The sequence below is a fragment of the Nocardioides sp. PD653-B2 genome (assembly GCF_002117935.1).
Classification (GTDB): Bacteria; Actinomycetota; Actinomycetes; order Propionibacteriales; family Nocardioidaceae; genus Nocardioides.
The window spans coordinates 56913-76665 of the sequence record NZ_BDJE01000009.1 but is presented as its reverse complement, the minus strand read 5'-3'; the positions used below and the strand labels follow the sequence as shown (position 1 = coordinate 76665).

The 19753-nt window shown below is 72.2% G+C and carries 16 protein-coding genes; 3 read left to right on the top strand and 13 right to left on the bottom strand.

What is annotated here, in order from left to right; all coding sequences use genetic code 11:
• Window positions 1-38 precede the first annotated feature (38 nt).
• Window positions 39-1259: a DUF4032 domain-containing protein gene (locus PD653B2_RS04080; protein ID WP_085871055.1), complete on the top strand. Its 1221-nt coding sequence runs from the start codon at window positions 39-41 to the stop codon at window positions 1257-1259.
• A gap of 40 nt (window positions 1260-1299) precedes the next feature.
• Here the strand turns inward: PD653B2_RS04080 and PD653B2_RS04075 are convergent, their stop codons facing one another.
• From PD653B2_RS04075 to cysS, 10 genes are all read right to left on the bottom strand, one after another.
• On the bottom strand, window positions 1300-3489 hold the full coding sequence (locus PD653B2_RS04075; RefSeq protein WP_085871054.1) for an ATP-binding protein: 2190 nt from the start codon (window positions 3487-3489) through the stop codon (window positions 1300-1302).
• Window positions 3490-3609: 120 nt separating this feature from the next.
• Window positions 3610-4197 (bottom strand): hypothetical protein, encoded by a 588-nt coding sequence (locus tag PD653B2_RS04070; protein ID WP_133058872.1) that lies wholly within the window; start codon window positions 4195-4197, stop codon window positions 3610-3612.
• A gap of 4 nt (window positions 4198-4201) precedes the next feature.
• Window positions 4202-5929, bottom strand: a complete 1728-nt coding sequence (locus tag PD653B2_RS04065) for a choice-of-anchor P family protein (RefSeq protein ID WP_085871052.1) — start codon at window positions 5927-5929, stop codon at window positions 4202-4204.
• Window positions 5926-6633 (bottom strand): ABC transporter ATP-binding protein, encoded by a 708-nt coding sequence (locus PD653B2_RS04060; protein ID WP_085871051.1) that lies wholly within the window; start codon window positions 6631-6633, stop codon window positions 5926-5928. Before PD653B2_RS04060 ends, PD653B2_RS04065 begins: the two co-directional genes overlap by 4 nt.
• 76 nt (window positions 6634-6709) lie before the next feature.
• Entirely contained in the window at window positions 6710-7516 is an 807-nt protein-coding gene (locus PD653B2_RS04055) for an ABC transporter ATP-binding protein (protein ID WP_085871050.1), read from the bottom strand.
• Entirely contained in the window at window positions 7503-9479 is a 1977-nt protein-coding gene (locus PD653B2_RS04050; RefSeq protein WP_085871049.1) for an ABC transporter permease subunit, read from the bottom strand. The genes PD653B2_RS04055 and PD653B2_RS04050 overlap by 14 nt, the downstream gene beginning before the upstream one ends.
• A gap of 159 nt (window positions 9480-9638) precedes the next feature.
• On the bottom strand, window positions 9639-11090 hold the full coding sequence (locus PD653B2_RS04045) for an ABC transporter substrate-binding protein (RefSeq protein WP_085871048.1): 1452 nt from the start codon (window positions 11088-11090) through the stop codon (window positions 9639-9641).
• 249 nt (window positions 11091-11339) lie between these two features.
• The gene (locus tag PD653B2_RS04040) at window positions 11340-12779 is read right to left on the bottom strand and encodes a metallophosphoesterase (RefSeq protein ID WP_242665129.1); all 1440 of its coding nucleotides are present in this window, start codon (window positions 12777-12779) and stop codon (window positions 11340-11342) included.
• 62 nt (window positions 12780-12841) lie between these two features.
• A complete protein-coding gene (gene rlmB, locus PD653B2_RS04035) occupies window positions 12842-13792 on the bottom strand; it encodes a 23S rRNA (guanosine(2251)-2'-O)-methyltransferase RlmB (protein ID WP_085871047.1) in 951 nt (316 codons plus the stop codon).
• Window positions 13792-15201 carry a cysteine--tRNA ligase gene (gene cysS / locus PD653B2_RS04030; RefSeq protein ID WP_085871046.1) on the bottom strand — a complete coding sequence of 470 codons (1410 nt, stop codon included), beginning with the start codon at window positions 15199-15201 and terminating at the stop codon, window positions 13792-13794. Before cysS ends, rlmB begins: the two co-directional genes overlap by 1 nt.
• A 22-nt stretch (window positions 15202-15223) precedes the next feature.
• Between cysS and PD653B2_RS04025 the strand changes: the two genes are divergently transcribed.
• Window positions 15224-16435 carry a C39 family peptidase gene (locus tag PD653B2_RS04025; protein ID WP_085871045.1) on the top strand — a complete coding sequence of 404 codons (1212 nt, stop codon included), beginning with the start codon at window positions 15224-15226 and terminating at the stop codon, window positions 16433-16435.
• Between the two features lie 10 nt (window positions 16436-16445).
• Here the strand turns inward: PD653B2_RS04025 and PD653B2_RS04020 are convergent, their stop codons facing one another.
• A complete protein-coding gene (locus PD653B2_RS04020) occupies window positions 16446-17225 on the bottom strand; it encodes an SDR family NAD(P)-dependent oxidoreductase (protein ID WP_085871044.1) in 780 nt (259 codons plus the stop codon).
• Complete coding sequence (locus tag PD653B2_RS04015) at window positions 17218-18792, bottom strand: molybdopterin-dependent oxidoreductase (protein ID WP_085871043.1); 1575 nt, start codon at window positions 18790-18792, stop codon at window positions 17218-17220. The genes PD653B2_RS04020 and PD653B2_RS04015 overlap by 8 nt, the downstream gene beginning before the upstream one ends.
• A 31-nt stretch (window positions 18793-18823) precedes the next feature.
• Between PD653B2_RS04015 and ispF the strand changes: the two genes are divergently transcribed.
• A complete protein-coding gene (ispF, locus tag PD653B2_RS04010; RefSeq protein ID WP_089503881.1) occupies window positions 18824-19306 on the top strand; it encodes a 2-C-methyl-D-erythritol 2,4-cyclodiphosphate synthase in 483 nt (160 codons plus the stop codon).
• On the opposite strand, the gene nirD is transcribed toward ispF, so the two are convergent.
• The gene (nirD, locus tag PD653B2_RS04005; RefSeq protein ID WP_085871042.1) at window positions 19303-19683 is read right to left on the bottom strand and encodes a nitrite reductase small subunit NirD; all 381 of its coding nucleotides are present in this window, start codon (window positions 19681-19683) and stop codon (window positions 19303-19305) included. The two genes, ispF and nirD, sit on opposite strands and share 4 nt — an antisense overlap.
• Window positions 19684-19753: the final 70 nt, after the last annotated feature.

The window sequence follows — 19753 nt, the reverse complement described above, 5'->3', positions numbered from 1 at the left end:
GCGGGCGCGGATCGGTCGCCACGCCGTAACCTCGACGCATGGCGCTGCGCATCGTGGCGAACCGACCGGACCCGGCGCTGCTCGGGCTGCCCTGGTCGACGCCGCTGGAGGAGTGGACGGAGCACGTCGTGCCGCTCCCCCGCGGCCTGTCGCGCCACGTCGTCCGCATCATCCGCCTCGGCGACAACACCTACGCCGTGAAGGAGACCGTCGAGGAGATCGCCTTCCGGGAGTACCGGCTGCTCCGCGACCTCCAGCGGCTCGGGCTGCCCGCGGTGCGCGCGCAGGGCGTGGTGACCGGGCGGGTCGACGAGCAGGGCGAGGAGCTGCCCGCGGCGCTGCTCACCCAGCACCTGCAGTTCTCGCTGCCCTACCGCAGCCTGTTCTCCCACGGCCTGAGCGCCGACAACCTGCCGTCGCTCGTCGACGCGATGGTGGTGCTGCTGGTGCGGCTCCACCTGGCGGACTTCTTCTGGGGCGACGTCTCGCTCTCCAACGTGCTGTTCCGCCGCAGCGCCGGCGGGTTCGCGGCGTACCTCGTCGACGCGGAGACCGGCGAGCTGAAGACCAGCCTCTCCGACCACATGCGCGAGTACGACCTCACCATCGCCACCGAGAACGTCTTCGCCGAGCTCCTCGACCTCCAGGCCAGCGACTCCCTCGACCACGAGGTCCAGGCACACGAGATCGTGGACATGCTGGTCGCGCGCTACCGCGCGCTCTGGGACGAGCTGACGGCCGCCGAGGAGTTCTCGACCGGGGAGATGTGGCGGATCGAGCAGCGCGTCGAACGGCTCAACGACCTCGGCTTCGACGTCGACGAGCTCGACATCGTCACCGACTGGGACGGCCACCGGATCCGGATCCAGCCCAAGGTCGTCGAGCTCGGCCACCACCGGCGCGAGCTGCAGGCGCTGACCGGCCTGGACGTCGAGGACGCGCAGGCCCGGCGGCTGCTCAACGACATCGCGTCGTTCACCGCCCACCACGACCTCGGCCGCGAGGACCGGAGCCTGGTCGCGAACAAGTGGCTCACGCAGATCTACGAGCCGATCATGGCGATGATCCCCCCCGAGGCGCGCGGCAAGCTCGAGCCGGCCGAGATCTACCACGAGCTGCTCGCGCACCGGTGGTACCTCTCCGAGGCCGCCGGACACGAGGTCGACTTCTTCGACTCGGCGCGCGACTACATGGAGAACGTGCTCATGCACAAGCCTGACGAGGCCGTCACGGCCGACGAGGACCAGGGCGAGGAGTAGCTCTCCGGCCGCTCGGCCGCGACGGTGGCGCAGCTGTCGGTCAGCCTGCCGGACTATCGCACGATGCTCGCCCGCGGGGGTCAGCCTCGAGACGCCCCGCTGACGGTCGGAGTCCCCGCCGCGGAGGACCGACCGGGCCGACCCGCCGAGCGGACCCGTTCGGCTGGGGAAGCGCGTCGGCAGCGGGGGCGTGGCCATCGCGGCTGCGGGGCAGGCGCACCGCGAAGGTGGTGCCCGCACCCGCGGAGGACGCGACGTCCAGGCGACCGCCGTGCAGCTCGACCACGGCCCGGGAGATCGACAGCCCGAGCCCACTGCCCGGGATCTGCTGCTCCTTGGCCAGGGACGACCGGAAGAACCGTGTGAACAGGAGCTCCAGCTCGTCGGCGGGGATGCCGATCCCGGTGTCCGACACCTCGAGGACGGTCTCGGCCGCGGTCGCGGAGAGGCAGACCGCGACCCGGCCTCCCGACGGCGTGAACTTGATCGCGTTGTCGACCAGGTTGACCACGACCCGCTCGAGCATGTCCACGTCCCCCAGGAACGGGACCGGCACCGGCGGCAGCTCGAGGTGTACGTCGAGGCCGCGCGTGCGTGACTCGTCGGCCGCCACGTCGTAGCCCGTCCGCACGACCTCGCGGAGATCCACCGGCTCGTCGACGAGACTGAGGGTCTCGTCCTGGACCCGGGACAGCGTGAGCAGCTTGTCGATGAGGGTGAGCAACCGCTCGCTGTTGGCGGTGACCCGCCCCAGCGCGGCGAGCTGCCGGTCGTTCAGCTGACCGTAGGCGCCGTCCTCGAAGAGCTCCACGTAGCCCACGATGCTGGTGATCGGGGTGCGCAGCTCGTGGCTGACCGTCGAGAGCAGGTCGTCCTTGATCTGGTCGATCTGCCGGAGGCGGTCGACGGCTCGTCGTTCGGCGTCGAGCGCCTCGATCAGGGACTCCTGCGCTCGGACCCGGTCGGTGACGTCGTCCGAGGTGATGACGTAACCGCTGGTCCGACCGTGCCCGTCGGTCCGCCGCACGATGCTCGTCGCGTGCGTGCGCTGCTCGCCGTCCTTGCACAGGTACTTCAGGTCGCGGCCGGCACCGAACCGGGGAATGTCGACGAAGACCTGCATCACCGCGCCGAAGTCGTCCGCGACCCCCAGTGCCTCGGCCTGCGCGGTGATCTCGGCGGGGTCGTGGAACATCCGGGTGGACTTGCCGAGGACCTCCTCGAGGCCGTAGCCGAGCAGTCGCTGGGCGCCGGGACTGAAGAAGGTGATCCGGCCCTGGGCGTCGGTCCCGATGACGGCGACCGCCAGGGCACTCTCCATGATCTGGTTCAGGTTGTCGTCCTCGGCCACGGCGTCCCGCGCGCTGTCGACCTGTTGCCCGACGTTGAGCAGGAGGGGGGCCACGGCGAGCACGCAGGCGATGATGAACAGCTCCGCGAAGAGGTTGGGTGCATAGCCGCCCAGCCCGAGCTGGTCTCGTCCGGACGCGAAGGGGCCGTAGCCGAGCATGGTCATGGTGATCCCCACCGCCGACACGGCGCCCACCTGCCACAGCGCCTGCCGCGGTGCCACCCGCATCGCGCCCCAGACGAGCGTCGGGATGATCAGGAACACGAGAGCGGGCACCTCTCCCGAGGCGAAGAGCAACGGCGTGACCAGCACCGTCGTCCCCCACAGCGCGGCGGTCTCGACCGCGGAGGCCAGCGACGGACGGTCCTGCAGGCGCAGGAAGAACGGGACGACCACGAGCTGGCACGCGAGATGGGCCACACCGGTCGCCAGCGCGACGAGCGCCGGAGAGCCCCACCCGGTCACCGTCGACGTCGCTGCGGCCACGACCCCGGCCAGCAGGGCACCGCTGATCGACGCGAGGAGGAAGCGGAGGAAGTCGCGGTCGCTGACGAGCCTCGTCCACTGGCCCAACGGACCGCAGGTCAGGCGCCAGACGACCCAGGATCCGAGCGTCGCGCCGGCCGCGAGACCCCAGGCCACGTCGAGCGGCCGTCCGCCCCACCACATGGTGAGGACGGCGATCGCGAAGAGCACGACCAGCGCGCCGAGACGGGCCCGGGCCGAGACCAGGCACAGCACTCCGGTGGCCAGTCCGACCGGCCAGAGGTCGCCGGCGACCCCGTTGTCACCCCGCACCGCGAAGAGGCCGATCGCCGTGATCGCTCCGAACAGCACCAGCAGGTGCGCGGGGTGGGCGGAGGGGTGGTGCTGCGACATGGGAGATCTCTCGGGTAGGTCGTGCCTTCCATCGAGACATCTGGTCGAGCTGATCTCGGGGCGACGCCGGGGCGCCTCTCCCTCCTACCCCGGAGGGGACCCCAGGAAACGGTGGACTGGTCAGGGTCGACAGACCCGGCAGACCGTGAGGTGGCCGTTGTTCTCGCCGACCGGCTGCAGGTCCTGGCGGTGCGCGATCAGCGCACAGTCGCGCCGGTGCATGGTCGTCCCGTCGCCTGCGGTCACCGGCAGGGCGGACACGTCGACCCCGTCGTCACGGGTGGTCGCCGCGCGCGAGGTCACGTCGGCGAGCACGAGCAGGGTGTCGGCCAGCCGCTTCGAGGACTCCCGGCCGTCGGAAGCCATCCGGGCCAGCCACGCACCGAAGTAGAGGAAGCCGCCGGTGAACGTCAGGCCCAGCCCCAGCAGGCCTCCGGAGACGAGGTAGGACAGCTGGTCGTACTGGTACGGCGTGTTGGCGGCGCCGTACCAGCCGAGCACGATCACCACGAGGCCGAGCGGCAGCAGGATCGCGCCCGCCCAGAACAGCACGACCTGCAGCAGCTGGTAGTGGTTGTCCTTGAGCGGCGCCGCGCCCGAACGGGTGCGGCTGACCGCCTTCGGCAGGCCGACCGAGAGCCGGTCGGCCGGGGTCGCCGACGCCGTGCCGGCCGCCTGGCTGGGCATGGGGGTGGACATGGCAGTCATGGGGTCACGCCTTTCGCAGGTCAGGGAGGCCGCTGTCGAGGCCATGGGCACAGGAGCCGGCGCCGCCGAGGGTGAGGACGCCGATCTTGCGGAGCCAGGTGCCGCCGACGGCGGCGAGGGCGATGCCGCCGGCGAGGATCGCGCCGGGGATCGAGTAGAGCGGCGGCAGGCCGGAGCCGGCCAGGGCCGCGTCACCGAGGTCGCCGTCGGCGGACGGGACGTCGCCCGACGGCCCGCCGGGAGCGGTGGTCGACGGGGCGCCGCCGCCGGTCGTGGGAATGCCGCCGGTGCCGCCCCCGGTGCCGCCGGTGCCGCCGGTGTCGCCCGGGTCGTTGTCGGGGACGTCGGTCGGGATGTCGATGCCCTGCACGGTGTCGACCGTGGTGCTGGCGTTGCCGAGCGTGACCACGATCCGCGGCGAGAGTCCGACCGCGGCCTGGAGCGCGCTCTTGAGCTCGCCGGCGTCGTCCGGCACCTGGGCGACCAGGTCGGCGAGCGGGATCGCGTCGAGCTGCTTGCGCAGCCGGGAGGTGTCGATCTCGACCTGGAGGCCGGACATGTCGCTGGTGGCCTGGTCCGCCTTCCTCGCGGTGCCGGGCTCGGGCAGGGTCAGCTTCACGCCCAGCTGGTGGAGCGCCTTCGCCGGGTCGTCGGGCAGGCCGGGGATGTCGGTGTGCCGGCCTGCGGTGTCGAAGCCGTCGGGGCCGAACCTGAAGACCTGGCCCGCGACGGTCATGCCCCCGAGGGTGGCCTGGCCGGCCGGCTTGCCGCTGACGCCGTCGCTCGAGCTCGAGCTGGTGACCACGATCCCGTCGAGGGTGATGATCCCGCCCAGCAGCGAGACGTCGCCGAGTGCCGAGCGGGCGGTGGTGACGATCTTCGCGTCCGTCGCGACGTTCCGGCTGGAGGAGGTGTAGCCCTCGACGTCGACCAGGGCCGCGAGCTCCGGGGGTACGCCGGGGGCGCCCCCACCCGGAGTGGCCGGGTCGGCACCGGGCTCGCCCCCGGTCGTCGGGGCCGAGGAGCCGGTGATGGCCTGCCCGAACTCGGCGAGCAGGTCGGTGCCGGACGTGCCGGGTGCGCCGGGGGTCCCGGGCAGGCCCGGCACCCCCGGCAGCTCGGGGACGCCGGGCGTACCTTCGTCCCCGTCCTGGTTGTCCCCGTCGCCGGTGCCGTCCTGGACCTGGCCGTCGGGTGAGTAGCCGACCTGGGCGAGCGTCAACCTGTCGCCGGCGCCGGCCCGCATCACCGTGCCCGGGAAGGGCTCGTCGGCCTGCGTCGCCTCACCGGACGGCTGGTTCGCGTTGACCTGGACGGGGTAGCCCTGGGCCGCGAGCGGCCCGGACAGCTGCTCGGGCAGGCCGAGGTTCTCGATCACGGTCTTGGCGCCCTCGCCCACGGAGTCGCCGGGCCACAGCCAGCTGGCCCGGCCCATCGAGCTGCCGGAGTCGGCCTCGACCGTCGTGTAGGCCATCTCGAACTCGAGCTGCGGGGTCGCCGGGATCGGGATGGTCGGCTCGTAGATCTCGATCTTGACCGGGGCCGCCGAGGCCACGGCGCTGAAGCCGCTGAACGCCGGCCGGTCCGCACCGTCGGCCGGGGCGCTCGCCGACACCGGCAGAACGGCGCCGACGAGCGCTCCGGCGGCGACCGCGAGGATGGGGCGTCTGAGACCCCCGGCATCCCCGCGGAGAGGCGGGCGGCGCCAGGCCTTGCGTGGGCTGTTCTTCATGCGGCACCGCCAAGGACTAGGTCGGACATCGAGGACATGACTTCGGACGGCTCTCCGGTGGCGACGATCCGGCCACCGGTCATGACGGCTGCGTAGTCGGAGACCCGCAGCGCGGTGCGGGCGAACTGCTCGATGCAGAGGATCGAGACCCCGCTCCGGGCGATCTGGGCGACGGTGTCGTAGAGCTCGTCGACGATCAGGGGCGCCAACCCCATCGAGAGCTCGTCGAGCAGCAGGAGCGCCGGGTCGGAGGCCAGCGCCCGCGACATCGCCAGCATCTGCTGCTCGCCGCCCGACATCGTGCCGGCCATCTGGTGACGGCGCTGGTGCAGCCGTGGGAAGTAGGAGTACGCCGTGTCGAGCACCGCGTCGGCGGGCACCCCGGCGTACGACATCAGGGTGAGGTTCTCCTCGACCGTGAGGTTCGGGAAGACCGACCGGCCCTCGGGGACGGTGCACAGCCCGAGCTTGGCGAGGTCCTCGGGCTCGGCGCCCTGCACGTGCACGCCGCCGAGGTGGATGTCGCCCGACGTGGGCTGCTTCTGCCCGCTGACGACCTTGACCAGCGTGCTCTTGCCACCGCCGTTGGGACCGAGCAGCGCGACCACCGCACCCTGGGGCACGCGCAGGTCGACGCCGCGGAGTACCTCGATCCGACCGTAGGCAGCGTGGAGGTCGACGACCTCGAGGATAGGAACGCTCATGCGCGTACTCGCTTCGCTCCGTGCGCGCATGAGGCACAGGTCGCGCTGCTCTGGATGACTCGCTCGCTGCGCTCGCTCATGACGTCCACGCCCCCTCGAGCCGGATCTCCTGGGTGAGCTCGACCGCCGGGATGTCGAGGCGGGTCTGGTCATCGGGCTCGTCCGAGTAGCCGAGGTAGGCCTGCTGGACCTGAGGGTTCGAGCGGATCTCGGCGGGCGGGCCGGACGCGATCACGGCACCGAAGTCGAGGACGTGGATGTCGTCGCAGACCGACATCACCAGGTCCATGTCGTGCTCGACCATGAGGATGGCGCGACCCTCGGCCGCGAGCCGGGCGAGCAGCTCGCCGAACTCGTCGGTCTCGGACTCGTCGAGCCCGGACGACGGCTCGTCGAGCAGCAGCAACCGGGGGTCGCCGGCCAGGCAGCGGGCCAGCTCGAGCAGGCGCGCCACGCCCGTGGGGATCGAGTCGGCGCGCTCGGCGGCGTACGCCGCGATGCCGACCCGCTCGAGCAGGCCGTCGACGTCCGCCGACGCCGGCCGGACCAGCCCGACCATGCCGCGGTGGATGTCGCGGGCGACCCGGACGTTGTCGCGGACGCTCAGCGAGCCGAACGCCTCGAGGCGCTGGAACGTGCGGGCGATGCCGCGCCGCGAGCGGCGGTGCACCGGCAGGCGGGTGATAGCCCGGCCCTCGAAGCGGACCTTGCCCTGGTTGGGCTTCTGCAGTCCGCTGATCACGTTGAAGCAGGTGGTCTTGCCGGCGCCGTTCGGGCCGATCAGGCCGGTGATCCGGCCGGCCTCGGCGACGAACGACGCGTGGTCGACGGCGGTGACCCCGCCGAACTGCACGACGACGTCGTCGACCTCAAGAAGCGACATGAGCGGCCTCCTCACGGGGCTGCGGATCTGTCAGCAGGGGGACTTCCGGATCGAGGACGACGTCGTCCTCGGCCCGCGGCCGGGGCAGCGGCAGCACCGGCACCGCGCGACGGACCCGGTCACCGAACCGCTTGTCGAGACGGCGTCCGATGCCGAAGGCCAGGTTGGCCAGTCCGTTCGGATCGCGGCCCAGTGCGACGGCCCCGAAGCCGAGGACCGCGAAGACCAGGCCGGCGAGCTCGGGGCGCGAGCTCTGCAGCACCGGCAACAGCATCAGGCCGATGCCGCCCAGGGCCGCGCCGCTCACCGAGGTGACTCCGCAGACGACCGCGAGCAGGAGCAGCGGCAGGCTGTTGAAGAGCTGGAAGTCGGCGGCCCCGATGGTGCCGCGCAGGCCCGCGAACAGGCCGCCGGCGAGCCCGGCCATGCCCGCGGACAGGCCGAACAGGCCGACCCGGAACCAGCGCATGTCGAGCCCGAGGGTGCCGCACGCGGCCGGGCTGTCCCGCATGGCGATGAGGAGCCGGCCGAGGACGCCGCGGCGGAGCAGCAGCAGCGCCAGCGCCATCAGCACGAAGAACACCGCCATCACGACCACGTAGCCGCTGGTCGACGTGATGGAGTGACCGAGGATCGAGAGCCGCTCGGCCTGGAGGGTGCCGTTGAACCCGAAGGCGAAGTCGGCCTGGAAGACCATCTTGTCCATGAGCACGCCGAAGGCCAGCGTGGAGAGCGCGAGGTAGAGACCGGTCAGCCGCAGCACCGGCAGCGCGACCAGGGCGCCCACGGCTGCGGCGATCACGGCGGAGAGGAACAGCCCGTAGAGGTTGGGCTCGTCGAGCTTGGCGTAGGCGAGAGCGCCGACGCCGGCGAAGGTGAACTGCGCCAGCGAGACGTGCCCGCCGTACCCGGTGAGCAGCACCAGCGAGAGCATCACCATCGCGTACGTCGCGGCCGTGCCGACCAGCAGCAGGTTGGCGTCGGACATCACCCCGGCGATCAGCGCGACCGCCACCAGCAGCACGGCGCCCCAGCTGAGCGACTTGGTGAAGGACGGCAGCGGCGCGGAGACGATGCCCTTGACCTGGCCGATCCGCAGTTGGGCCTGCGGCATCGCGATGATCACGACGAAGAGGAAGAGCGCCGGCACGACCGCGCGCAGCCCGGACAGCGCGCCCTCGGTCGGGAGGTAGGCGACCGCGAAGGACTGGAGGATGCCCAGGCCCATCGCGCCGACGAAGGTCAGCGGCAGGCTCTTGAGACGGCCGAGCATCGCGGCGGCGTACGCGTTGATGACCAGCAGGGTCAGGTCGTAGTAGGACAGGCCGATCACCGGGGTCAGCAGGATGCCGGCCAGCGCGGCCAGGGAGATCCCGATCGCCCAGGACAGGGAGGCGACCCGGTCAGGGTTGCCCCCGAAGAGGCGGAGCAGGACCGGGTTGTCGACGGAGGCGCGCATCGCCGTGCCGATCCGGGTGCGGTTGAGCAGCAGGTAGAGCAGCCCCGCGACCACCATGGAGAGCGCGATCGTGATGATCTGGTGGGCGGTGACGTAGGTGTTGCCTATCTCGAGACCGCTCTCGGGCAGGAACGGCGGGACGGTGCGCGGTGCCGGCGGCCAGATGTACTGCGCGACCCCGATCAGGCCGACGAAGAGGCCGACGGTGACGACCAACGAGACGCTGACCGGGCCCTCACCGAGCCCGCGGGTGACGAACCGCTGCACGAGGTAGCCGGTGCCGGGGGCGACCACGCCCAGCACGAGGAAGAGCGCCAGCCACGTGGGCATGCCCTGGCGCTGGCTGAAGTCCCAGAACGTGAAGGCCATGACCATGCCGAACGCCCCGTGCGCGATGTTGAAGACCCGGGTCGTCGTGTAGGTGAGGACCAGGCCGCTGGCCGCGATGGCGTACGCCGCGCCCGTGAACAGGCCGAGGATCGTGAACGAGAGGATCGAGCTCATGAGTCTCCTTCGCCGGCGAGCGCCGCGCAGAGCGCGGCGGCGGCGACCAACGGCAACGGCCTACGCATCGCATCCCTCCCGGAACCAGAACACGTTCCACCCGACAACGAGACACGGTCGGGAAGGTGACGTGGGACACAGGGAGTTACGGACATCTCCTCAGCCGACCGTCGTGACGCCGCTGCACTGGTACTTCGTGCCGCCGACCGGGGTCCACCTGCCGTTCTCGAGACGGATGAACCGCCAGCACGGCGCGGCGTGCTTGGAGCCGACCGGCTGCGGTGCGTGCATGCCGTTCGCGGTCCAGTCGTCGACGCCCTCGAGGTCGTCGACCAGCGCGCTGCGGCTCAGCTTCCCGCCGAGCGCGGTCGCCCGCTCGACGAAGAGCCGGGCCGCCGACCAGGCGAAGAGCCCGAAGAAGCTCGGCGTCGCGCCGGGCTTCACCTGCTGGAGCCAGCTCAGGTAGAGCTGCAGCTCCTTGTTGCTCCCGGCCTCCTCGAACGGCGTGAAGTTGATGAAGACCGTGGTGCCCTCAGCGGCGTCGCCGCCGCTCTCGACGTACTCCGGGGAGTAGGCGGTGGGGTCGATCATGAAGATCTTCGGCTTGAAGCTCTGCTGCTGCATGGCCTGGGCCAGGCGGACGAACTGGGCGCTCGACGCGATCATCTGGACGTACTCGATGCCCTTGTCCTTCATCTGCTGGACGTACGGCGCGTAGTTGAACTCCGCGATGTCGATGCCCTGGACGTAGTCGAAGTGCATCCCCCGCTTCTCCATGGCGGCCGCCTGGGTCTTCCCGTTCTCCGCGGCGGCGCCGGCGTTGATGTAGAGCATCGCCGCGTGGTCGCCCGCGTCGCCGTAGTTCTTCAGCACGAAGTCCGGCACGGCGTTCTGGAACTCGTGCGAGTTGGCCGCCTCGGCTGCGAAGCAGGTCGTGCAGGCCAGGCGTTCGGCGGTCGTCGCCGCCGTGCGGATGTCGGGGAGCCCGCAGCCCTGGGCGGTCGAGGCACCGCCGGAGTCGAAGGCCGACATCGAGCCGACCATCGCGAACGTCTCGTCGCAGCCCTTGGTGTACGCCTGCTGGTCGGCAGCCGCGTCGGTGCGGCTGTCGTAGGTCTTGAGCTCGAGCTTGCGGCCGCAGATGTCGCTGGTGGAGTTGAAGTAGGCGACGTACGCCCGGGCGCCCTCCTGCGACGACTCGAAGAGTCCGGGCACCGGCCCGCTGATGTCGGAGGCGTTGCCGAGCACGATCGCCTTGTCGGTGATGCCGGGCTGGTTCTCGAACCCGTCGCAGCTGGCTGCCTTGGTGCTGCCGGTGGCGGAGTTGTCGCCCGTCCCCTGCGGGGCGTCGCCGCCGCCCGTGCCGCCGGTCGACGTCGACCCGCCGCCCGTGGTGGTGCCGGAGCCGGTGCCGGTGTCGCCGGCGGTCCCGGGCACGCTGCCGTCCGGTCCGGCGACCCCACCGCCGGCGACGGCCTCGCCGTTCGGCCCCACTCCGGACCCGTTGACCTGGGCGACCGTGTCGGGATCGAGCTGGGAACCGCAGGCCGCGAGCGTCAGCGCCAGTGCGGCGCCGACCGATGCCACCACGGCGCGGGGAAGCTGGAGCACGAGACCCTCCACCGATAACTAGAACGTGTACCAGTTCTGGTCAACGAGGCAGGTCCGGGAAGGTGACGCACGCCACGGGCGGTTCAGCCGGTGGTCTTGCCCAGCCCGAGGACGGGCCGCTGCCTGGGCGCGCGGCTGCGGGTTTCACCGGTCAGCCGCCGATCCCCGCACGACACGCCGGTCAGCGACGGCGTGTCGTGCGGGTTCTGGCGGTCAACCGGTGAAACCCGGAGGCGTCCCACCAACCGGTCAGGACCGGTCGGGGTAGCTCAGCGGCACGTAGTCGCCGACGACGAAGACGCCGTTGGTCCGCAGGGTGACCCACTGGATGCCCGCGGGCCGGCCGTCGCGGTAGGTCACCAGGCTGACGTCGGCGTCGCGCCGCGGCTTGCTGCCGATCGCGATGGCGTACGCCGCGCCGCCCGTCGTCCCGGTCGTGTAGCGGTAGCCGGCCTGCCCGTCCTCGCCGACGACCCGGACGGGCCCGACCCGGACGTGCAGGTGGCCGCCGAGGACCAGGTCCACGCAACCGCGATCGAGGGCCTGCTGGCCGAGGTTCGCGTCGTGGACGAGCATCGTGGTGACCCGTTCGTCGGCCGCGCAGGCCACGTCGGCGAGCCGGGCGCCGACCTCGTCGAAGCTGAGACCCGTCTCGTCACGCCAGCTCCCGAGACCGCTCGAGCGGGGGTCGTCGACACCGAGGAGCGTCGTCCCGCCCGGACCGTCGACGACCTCGCCGTCGAGCATCGTCCAGCCGTGGTCGCCGAGGTAGGAGTGCACGAAGTCGCCGTGGTCGTGGTTGCCGGCGACGGCCCACCGGTCCAGGTCCTCGAAGGCGTTGGTCACCGAGTCGAGGGAGAAGGCCTCCCAGTTCTTGCCGGCCGAGGTGTCGTCGCCCCCGTCGAAGACGGCCGTCGCGCCCGCCGCGTCGGCGATGCTCCGGGCGACGGAGTCCATGCCGATGTTGTCGTGCCGGTCGGACACGAACGCGACGACGGTGTCGCCCTCCTCCGGCTCGCGCAGGTCGAGGGAGGCGGCCAGGTCGGCGGAGTCGGCATAGAAGGTCTTGCTCTTGTCATAGGTGTCGATCGCGCTCTCGATCAGCCGCCGGGTCTGCGCGGTCGTGACGTCGCCGCGGACCTCGATCCCGTCGAGCTCGTCGGGCAGCGGCACCTCGGGGCCGAGGAAGTCCGCGAGCGGCATCCAGTCGCGCTCCGCCTCGACCGCGTCGTCGCCCGAGCTCCACGGCTGCCAGAGCCCGACCCCGAGCAGGACCACCACGAGCGCGGCAGCGATCCCCCGGGGCAGGTCGACGCGGCGGGCCACCTCGCGGCGCCGGGCCGGGCCGACGAGGAGCCAGATCAGCACCGGGAGGAGCCCGACGATCGCGCCGCGGAGCGCGGCGTCGAGCGCCATCGCGCGCACCGCGTCGGTGACCTTCGCGATCTGGCTCTCGGGCTCACCGGCGATGAACGCGTAGCGCTTCACCAGCTCGTCGGTCGACGCGGCGTCGGTCTTGCCGAGCCGGATGTCGACGCCGATGGCACCGGGGGCGCCGACGCGGATGTCGGGCAGCACCGGGCCGGTGTGGAGGACGGCCTGCCCGGTGAAGTTCGGCCGGACCACGGCGTCGTGGCTCGCCAGCACGATCGAGCGGCTGCTGGTCAGGAAGAGGAACAGCCCGACCACGAGGGCGCAGCCCAGCCAGACCCCGACGTACGCCAGGATCCGGATGCCTCGCCGTCGGTCGATCAGCGGCGCGCCTCGGAGATCGCGTAGAGCGTCACGGACGCGGCCACTCCGGCGTTGAGCGACTCGAGCTGGTTGGCCATCGGGATCGAGAGCAGCTGGTCACAGGTCTCGGCGACCAGGCGCGACAGGCCGTTGCCCTCGGAGCCGACCACCAGGACGAGCGGTCCGTCGGCGAGCTCGAAGTCGGGTAGCGACACGTCGCCGTCGGCGGCGAGGCCGACGACCATGCAGCCGGCGTCCTGGTAGGCCTTGAGCTGGCGCACCAGGTTGACCGTCTGCGCGACCGGGATCCGGGCCGCGGCACCGGCGCTGGTCTTCCAGGCGGACGCGGTCATGCCGGCCGCGCGACGCTCGGGGATGACCACGCCGTGCGCGCCGAAGCCGGCGGCACTGCGGACGATGGCGCCGAGGTTGCGCGGGTCGGTCACCTGGTCGAGGACCACGATCAGCGGCTTCTCGTTGTTGGCGGCCGCGATGTCGATCAGGTCGTCGGCGTGCGCGTACTCGTACGACGGGATCCGCGCGGCCAGGCCCTGGTGCACGGCACCGGACGTCATCCGGTCGAGCTCGTTGCGGGTCACCTCGAGCAGGCTGATCCCGCGGTCGGCAGCGAGGGCGAACGCCTCACGCAGCCGCCCGTCGCGCTCGGCGCCCTCGGCGACGTACACGCCGTTGATCGGCACGCCCTCGCGGAGCGCCTCGACGACGGAGTTGCGCCCGGCGATCCACTCGGCGTCGGTGCTGCCCGTGCGCCGCTTCTTCGGGCGCGCGGCGGCGGACTTGTCGACGCGGTGCGCCGCCTTGTGCGCCTTGTGGTACTCGCGCTCGGTCGCCTTCGGCGTCGGGCCGCGGCCCTCGAGCCCGCGCTTGACGCGGCCACCGGAGCCGGCGGTGGGGTTGCCCTTGCCGGACTTCTTGATGGCGCCCTTGCGCTTCGAATTGCCTGGCATTACTTCTTGCCTGCTTCCAGGGACCACGCGGGTCCATCGGGGGTGTCGGTGATCGCGATGCCGGCGGCCTTGATCTGGTCGCGGATCGCGTCGGCGGCGGCGAAGTCCTTGTTCGCGCGCGCCTGGGCACGCTGCTCGAGCAGGCCGCGGACGAGCACGTCCACGGCGTCGGTCAGCTGCTGGTCGTTGCTGGAGGCCGGACCCCACGCGGGGTCGGCGGGGTTGAGGCCGAGCACGTCGAGCATCGCGACCACGGCGCTCGCCTGCTCGCGGGCGCCGGCCTCGTCACGCTTGTTGCCCTCGCGGACCGCGTCGTACAGGACGGCGACGGCGGCGGGGGTGCCGAGGTCGTCGTTCATCGCGTCGGTGAAGGTCTGCGGGACGTCGCCCGCCTCGACGGCGCCGACCCGCTCGAGGAAGCTCTCGATGCGGCGGAAGCCGACGGCCGACTCCTCCAGCGCCTCGAAGCTGAACTCGACGTGGCTGCGGTAGTGGGCGGCCACCAGGTAGAAGCGCAGCTCGATGCCGCGGAAGTCCTTGAGCACGTTGGGGATCGTGAGCGAGTTGCCGAGCGACTTGCTCATCTTCTCGCCGGAGGTCGTGATCCACGCGTTGTGCATCCAGTACGACGCGAACGGGTGGCCGGCCGCGCGGGACTGCGCCTGCTCGTTCTCGTGGTGGGGGAAGCGCAGGTCGACGCCGCCGCCGTGGATGTCGAACGCCGGGCCCAGGTACTTGCTCGCCATCGCGGAGCACTCGATGTGCCAGCCGGGCCTGCCGGGACCCCAGGGGCTGGGCCACGCAGCCGTCTCCGGCTCGGAATCCTTCTTCCAGCCCTTCCACAGCGCGAAGTCGCGGGGGTCGCGCTTCCTGGCCGCTGAATGGGGATCGGCGGCCACTTCGGCCGCCTCCATGTCGTCGATCTTCTGGTGGGTCAGCTCGCCGTACTGCGGCCAGGAGCGCACGTCGAAGTAGACGTCGCCCGAGCCGTCCTCTGCGGCGTACGCGTGACCGCGCGCGATGAGCGCGGTGATCAGCTCGACCATCTCCGGGATGTGGCCGGTGGCCCCGGGCTCGTAGGTCGGCGGCGCGACGTTGAGCGCGGCGTAGGCCCGGTCGAGCTCGCGGTGCATCGCGTAGGCGAGGTTGTACCAGGGCCGGCCCTGCTCGGCGGCCTTGGCCAGGATCTTGTCGTCGATGTCGGTGACGTTGCGGATGAAGGTCACGTCGTAGCCGCGGTGGCGCAGCCAGCGCTGGAGCACGTCGAAGTTGACGCCCGAGCGGACGTGGCCGACGTGCGGCTCCGACTGGACCGTCAGGCCGCACACGTAGATGCCCGCCTTCCCCTCCTCGAGGGGAACGAAGTCACGGACTTCGCGGGTCGCAGTGTCGTACAGCCTGAAGGTCACCCACCAAGTCTAGGGTTTGTGGGTGCGCCGACTGACATCCACGATCGTCACCCCGATCATGCTCTGCGCCGCCCTCGCGCCCGCTGTCCACGCCGCGCCCGCCGAGGCCGCGCCGGCCCGCCGGATCAGCTACGTGCAGTGGGACTCCGCCGGCGAGCTGCGCGGCGGCACGCTCGACGGCGCGCGGGTCGCCTCCGGCCGACTGGTGCTGGCCTCCGGGTCCGACACGGGGCGGTGGGTCTCACCCTGGACCGCGCCGGGGTTCGCGCTCACCCGGCTGGTCGCGTCGTGGTCGGCGCGGACCCCCGGCGCGAGCTGGGTGCGGGTCGAGGTGCGCGGCCGCTCCGGGTCCGCGACGTCGAGCTGGGACACGCTCGCGCGCTGGGCCGCGGGCGACCGCCACCTCCGCCGTACGACGAGCTCGGGGCAGGCCGACGACCTCGCCTCGGTCAACGTCGACACGTGGGTCGTGCCGGACGGCGTGACGTCGTACCAGCTGCGGGTCTCGCTCGTGCGGCCCGCCGGCGCCACCTCCGCATCGCCGTCCGTCGACACCGTCGGCGCGATGGCCTCCCTGCTGCCCGACGTCGACGACGTGGCGACCTCGAAGCCGGGCGTGGCCCGCGGCGTCGTGCTGGACGTGCCGCGCTACTCGCAGATGGTGCACAACGGCGACTACGCGCAGTACGGCGGTGGCGGCGAGGCGTGGTGCTCGCCGACCTCCACCTCGATGGTGCTCGGCTACTACGACGCGCTGCCGCCCGCCTCGGCGTACGCCTGGGTGACGCCCGGCCACGTCGACCCGTGGGTCGACCACGCCGCGCGGATGACCTACGACGCCGACTACGAGGGCACCGGCAACTGGCCGTTCAACACGGCGTACGCCGCGCCGCTCGCGGGGCACGCGTTCGTCACCCGGCTCCGGTCGCTGCGGGAGGCCGAGCGGTTCATCGCCGCCGGCATCCCGCTGGTCGCCTCGATCGCGTTCGGCCCCGGAGAGCTCTCCGGCGCCCCGATCTCGTCGACCCACGGCCACCTGCTGGTGATCGTCGGCTTCACCGCCTCCGGCGACGTGGTGGTCAACGACCCGGCGGCGGCCCGCCGCGCCGGCGTGCGGCGCACCTACGACCGCGGCGAGTTCGAGGACGCCTGGATCCCCGCCTCCGGCGGCACGGTCTACGTCATCACCGACGACGCCCACCCCCTCCCGGGCGGCACCCACGCGAACTGGTAGCGGAGACGCGCTAGACCGAGTAGCCGCCGTCGACGTCCAGCTTCTGGCCGGAGATGAAGCCGGCCCGGTCGGAGGCGAGGAAGCAGACGGCCTCGGCGATGTCGTGGGCGTTGCCGAACCGGCGCAGCGCGATGTTGGCGCGGGTGATCGCGAGCGCCTCGTCGGACAGCTCGCCCGACGAGATCAGCCGGGCCGCCATGCCGTCGGTGAGCATGCCCGGGCCGACCGCGTTGACCCGCACGCCGAAGCGCCCCTCCTCGGCGGCGAGCGCGCGCACGATCGCCTCGACCGCGGACTTCGGCACCGAGGACAGGCCGTCGCGGGTCGGGAACCGGGCGGTGGCGGCGGTCGTGATCGCGACCACCGACCCCTGCGCCTGGCGCAGGGCGGGCAGCGCCGGGTGCACGGCCGCGAAGAAGCCGACCGCGTCGACCGCGAGCTGGGCCGCCATGGTCGCGGGCGCGACGTTCGAGAGGTGCAACATCGCGACGTGCGGCCCCGCCGCGTAGACAAGCGTGTGCAGGCCGCCGTACGTCTCGACGACCCGGGCCACGACCGCCGCGGCGGCGTCGGCCGCGGACTCCGAGCCCAGGTCGAGGGCGTACGACGACGCGTGCCGGCCCCACTCGCGGGCGGCCTCGACCGCGGCCGCACCGGCCTCGGGGCGGGAGCGGTAGGTCAGCGCCACGTCGGACCCTCGGCGGGCCAGCATCCGGGTGACTGCGAGCCCGAGGCCGCCGCTGCCGCCCACGACGAGCGCGGCGCCCTGCTTGTCGGTGAAGTCACCCATCGGTGTCCTGCTCCTTCGCGGTGAAGCCGATGGTGTGCCAGCCCGTGGCACCGTCGGGGACGACCTCACGGATGACGCCGGTCTGCACGAGCCCGGACCGGTCGGTGGCGCGCACCTTGACGGTGTGATCGCCGGGCCCGACGTCGAGGGCCGCGGCCCACTGCACCCAGGTGTCCTCGTTCGGCACCGCGGCGATGCGCGCCGGGCGCCACGCCTCGCCGTCCAGGGCGATCTCGACGCCCTCGATGCCGGTGTGCTGCGCCCAGGCGACGCCGGCGACGGTCACGATCCCGGCCGGCACCTCGGTCCCGTCGCGAGGCACGTCGACCCGCGACGACAACTTGACCGGGCCCCTCTCGGACCAGCCCTCGCCGGTCCAGTACGCCTCGATGTCGGCGAACCGGGTCACCTTCATCTCCACGACCCACTTGCACGCGGAGACGTAGCCGAAGAGCCCGGGGACGACGGTGCGCACCGGGAAGCCGTGGTCGATCGGCAGTGGTTGGCCGTTCATGGCCACGGCGAGCAGCGCGTCGCGCTCGGTGTCGGCGAGGGCGCTCAGCGGCGTCCCGCAGGTCCACCCGTCGGAGGAGGTCTGGAGCACGGCGTCCGCGCCGGGCTGGACCCCGGCCAGCTCGAGCAGGCTCGCGATCCGCACGCCGCTCCACCAGGCGTTGCCGATCAGGTCGCCGCCCACCTCGTTGGAGACGCAGTTCAAGGTGACCCAGGCCTCGGTCATCTCGCGGGCGATCAGCTGCTGGTAGGTCACCACGACCTCGCGGTCGACCATGCCGTGGATGCGCAGCGCCCAGTCGGCCGGCTCGATCGTCGGCACCACGATCGCGGTGTCGATCCGGTAGAAGTCGTCGTTCGGGGTCATCCACGGCGAGACCCCCTTGACGCCGACCCGCACGCCGACCGGCACCTCGGGCGGCGTCACCCCGGGCAGCCGCAGCAGCCGCCGGGTCTCCTCCACGTGTCGGCGCCCCCGCCCGACCGCGCGGCCGACGACGCCGAGCACGGCACCGGCGACGACCATCGCGCCGGCGCGCAGGAGGAAGCTGCGCCGGGTGTGGTCCGGATGGTCCGCATGGGACGGGTCCAGGTCGTCGGGGGCGGCCTCGAGGGCCAGCTCGTGACGGCGCAGCGGCTCGGTGAGCAGGGACAGGCAGACCAGCCAGGTCGCGAACCCGACCGCGACCGGCAGCAGGTCGAGCGTCGTGGCGCCGTGCTGGAACCACACGGCCACACCCCCGACCACGGCGAGCACCGCGAAGACGACGGTGGGCGCCCACCAGGTCCGGCGGGCGAGCCGGCCGGCCCAGGCGAAGAGCACCCCGCAGAGCATGAAGATCACGAGCTGCAGGACCGTCTTGTCGTGGTGCCCCAGGATCCGGATCGCCCGCTCGGCGATGCCGCCGGGGGTCAGGCGGATCACCCGCTCGGCGACGGCGACCAGCGGCGCGTCGCGGATGGTCATCGCCATCGCGACGAAGTAGCTCGCGGCCAGGCCCGCGAATCCGGCGACGAGGCCGGCCAGCGACCACGCACCGCGGGAGGTTCTCACCGAGTGATTGTGGCTCAGGCATGATCCTCGTGTGCAGCAGCCACCCCGCATCGGCATCGGAACCGACGTCCACCGTCTGGTCGACGGTGCTCCCCTGCACCTGGCGGGCCTGTCCTGGCCCGACGAGCCGCAGGGTCTCGAGGGTCACTCCGACGCCGACGTGGCGGCGCACGCCGCGTGCGACGCGCTGCTGTCGGCGGCGGGCCTGGGCGACCTCGGCTCGAACTTCGGTACGTCGGACCCGGCCTGGGCCGGTGCGTCCGGTGCGGCGCTGCTGGCGGAGACCGCCACCCGCGTCCGCGCCGCCGGCTTCGAGATCGGCAACGTCGCCGTCCAGGTGATCGGCAACCGGCCGCGCCTCGGGCCGCGCCGCGCCGAGGCCGAGGCCGCGCTCTCCGCCGCCGTGGGTGCGCCGGTGTCGGTGTCCGCGACGACCACCGACGGCCTGGGCCTCACCGGCCGCGGTGAGGGTGTCGCCGCGATCGCCACCGCGCTCGTCCACCTCGCCGTCTAGACCCACCCGGTCTCGACACGCCGGTGCCCGACGAGCACCACGCCCTCGACGATCCGGACGTCGTAGACCGGGATCGACACGTGGTCGTCGTCCAGGCACCTGCCGCTGCGCAGGTCGAACGCGTGCTTGTGCATCGGTGACGCGACGAAGGGGACGCCGCCCCGGGTCCCGACGATCCCGCGGGCGATGACCGACGTCTTCGAGAACGGGTCGTGGTTGCCCAGCGCGTAGACCCGGTCGTCGGGAGTGCGGAAGATCGCGAGCGCCTGCCCGTGCACCAGGGCGGTCGCCCCGCGCTCGACCTCGAGCTCGGCGACCCGACAGACGGGCTGCCACTCCTCGGTGCTGCTGCCCCGCGCGCCCGCCGGCGGCGTCATGGGCGTGGCTCCGCCGGCGCCACAGGTGCCATCGAGGCCCCCTTCCTGGTCCGACGAACGTAGAGTCGTG

Bases quoted from the DNA above. Each gene is read 5' to 3' on its own strand.
- nirD (WP_085871042.1), bottom strand. From the start codon at position 19,683: ATGACGCCGCCGGCGGGCGCGCGGGGCAGCAGCACCGAGGAGTGGCAG.
- PD653B2_RS04050 (WP_085871049.1), bottom strand. From the start codon at position 9,479: ATGAGCTCGATCCTCTCGTTCACGATCCTCGGCCTGTTCACGGGCGCG.
- rlmB (WP_085871047.1), bottom strand. From the start codon at position 13,792: ATGCCAGGCAATTCGAAGCGCAAGGGCGCCATCAAGAAGTCCGGCAAG.
- PD653B2_RS04020 (WP_085871044.1), bottom strand. From the start codon at position 17,225: ATGGGTGACTTCACCGACAAGCAGGGCGCCGCGCTCGTCGTGGGCGGC.
- PD653B2_RS04075 (WP_085871054.1), bottom strand. From the start codon at position 3,489: ATGTCGCAGCACCACCCCTCCGCCCACCCCGCGCACCTGCTGGTGCTG.
- PD653B2_RS04080 (WP_085871055.1), top strand. From the start codon at position 39: ATGGCGCTGCGCATCGTGGCGAACCGACCGGACCCGGCGCTGCTCGGG.
- PD653B2_RS04065 (WP_085871052.1), bottom strand. From the start codon at position 5,929: ATGAAGAACAGCCCACGCAAGGCCTGGCGCCGCCCGCCTCTCCGCGGG.
- PD653B2_RS04060 (WP_085871051.1), bottom strand. From the start codon at position 6,633: ATGAGCGTTCCTATCCTCGAGGTCGTCGACCTCCACGCTGCCTACGGT.
- PD653B2_RS04055 (WP_085871050.1), bottom strand. From the start codon at position 7,516: ATGTCGCTTCTTGAGGTCGACGACGTCGTCGTGCAGTTCGGCGGGGTC.
- PD653B2_RS04070 (WP_133058872.1), bottom strand. From the start codon at position 4,197: ATGACTGCCATGTCCACCCCCATGCCCAGCCAGGCGGCCGGCACGGCG.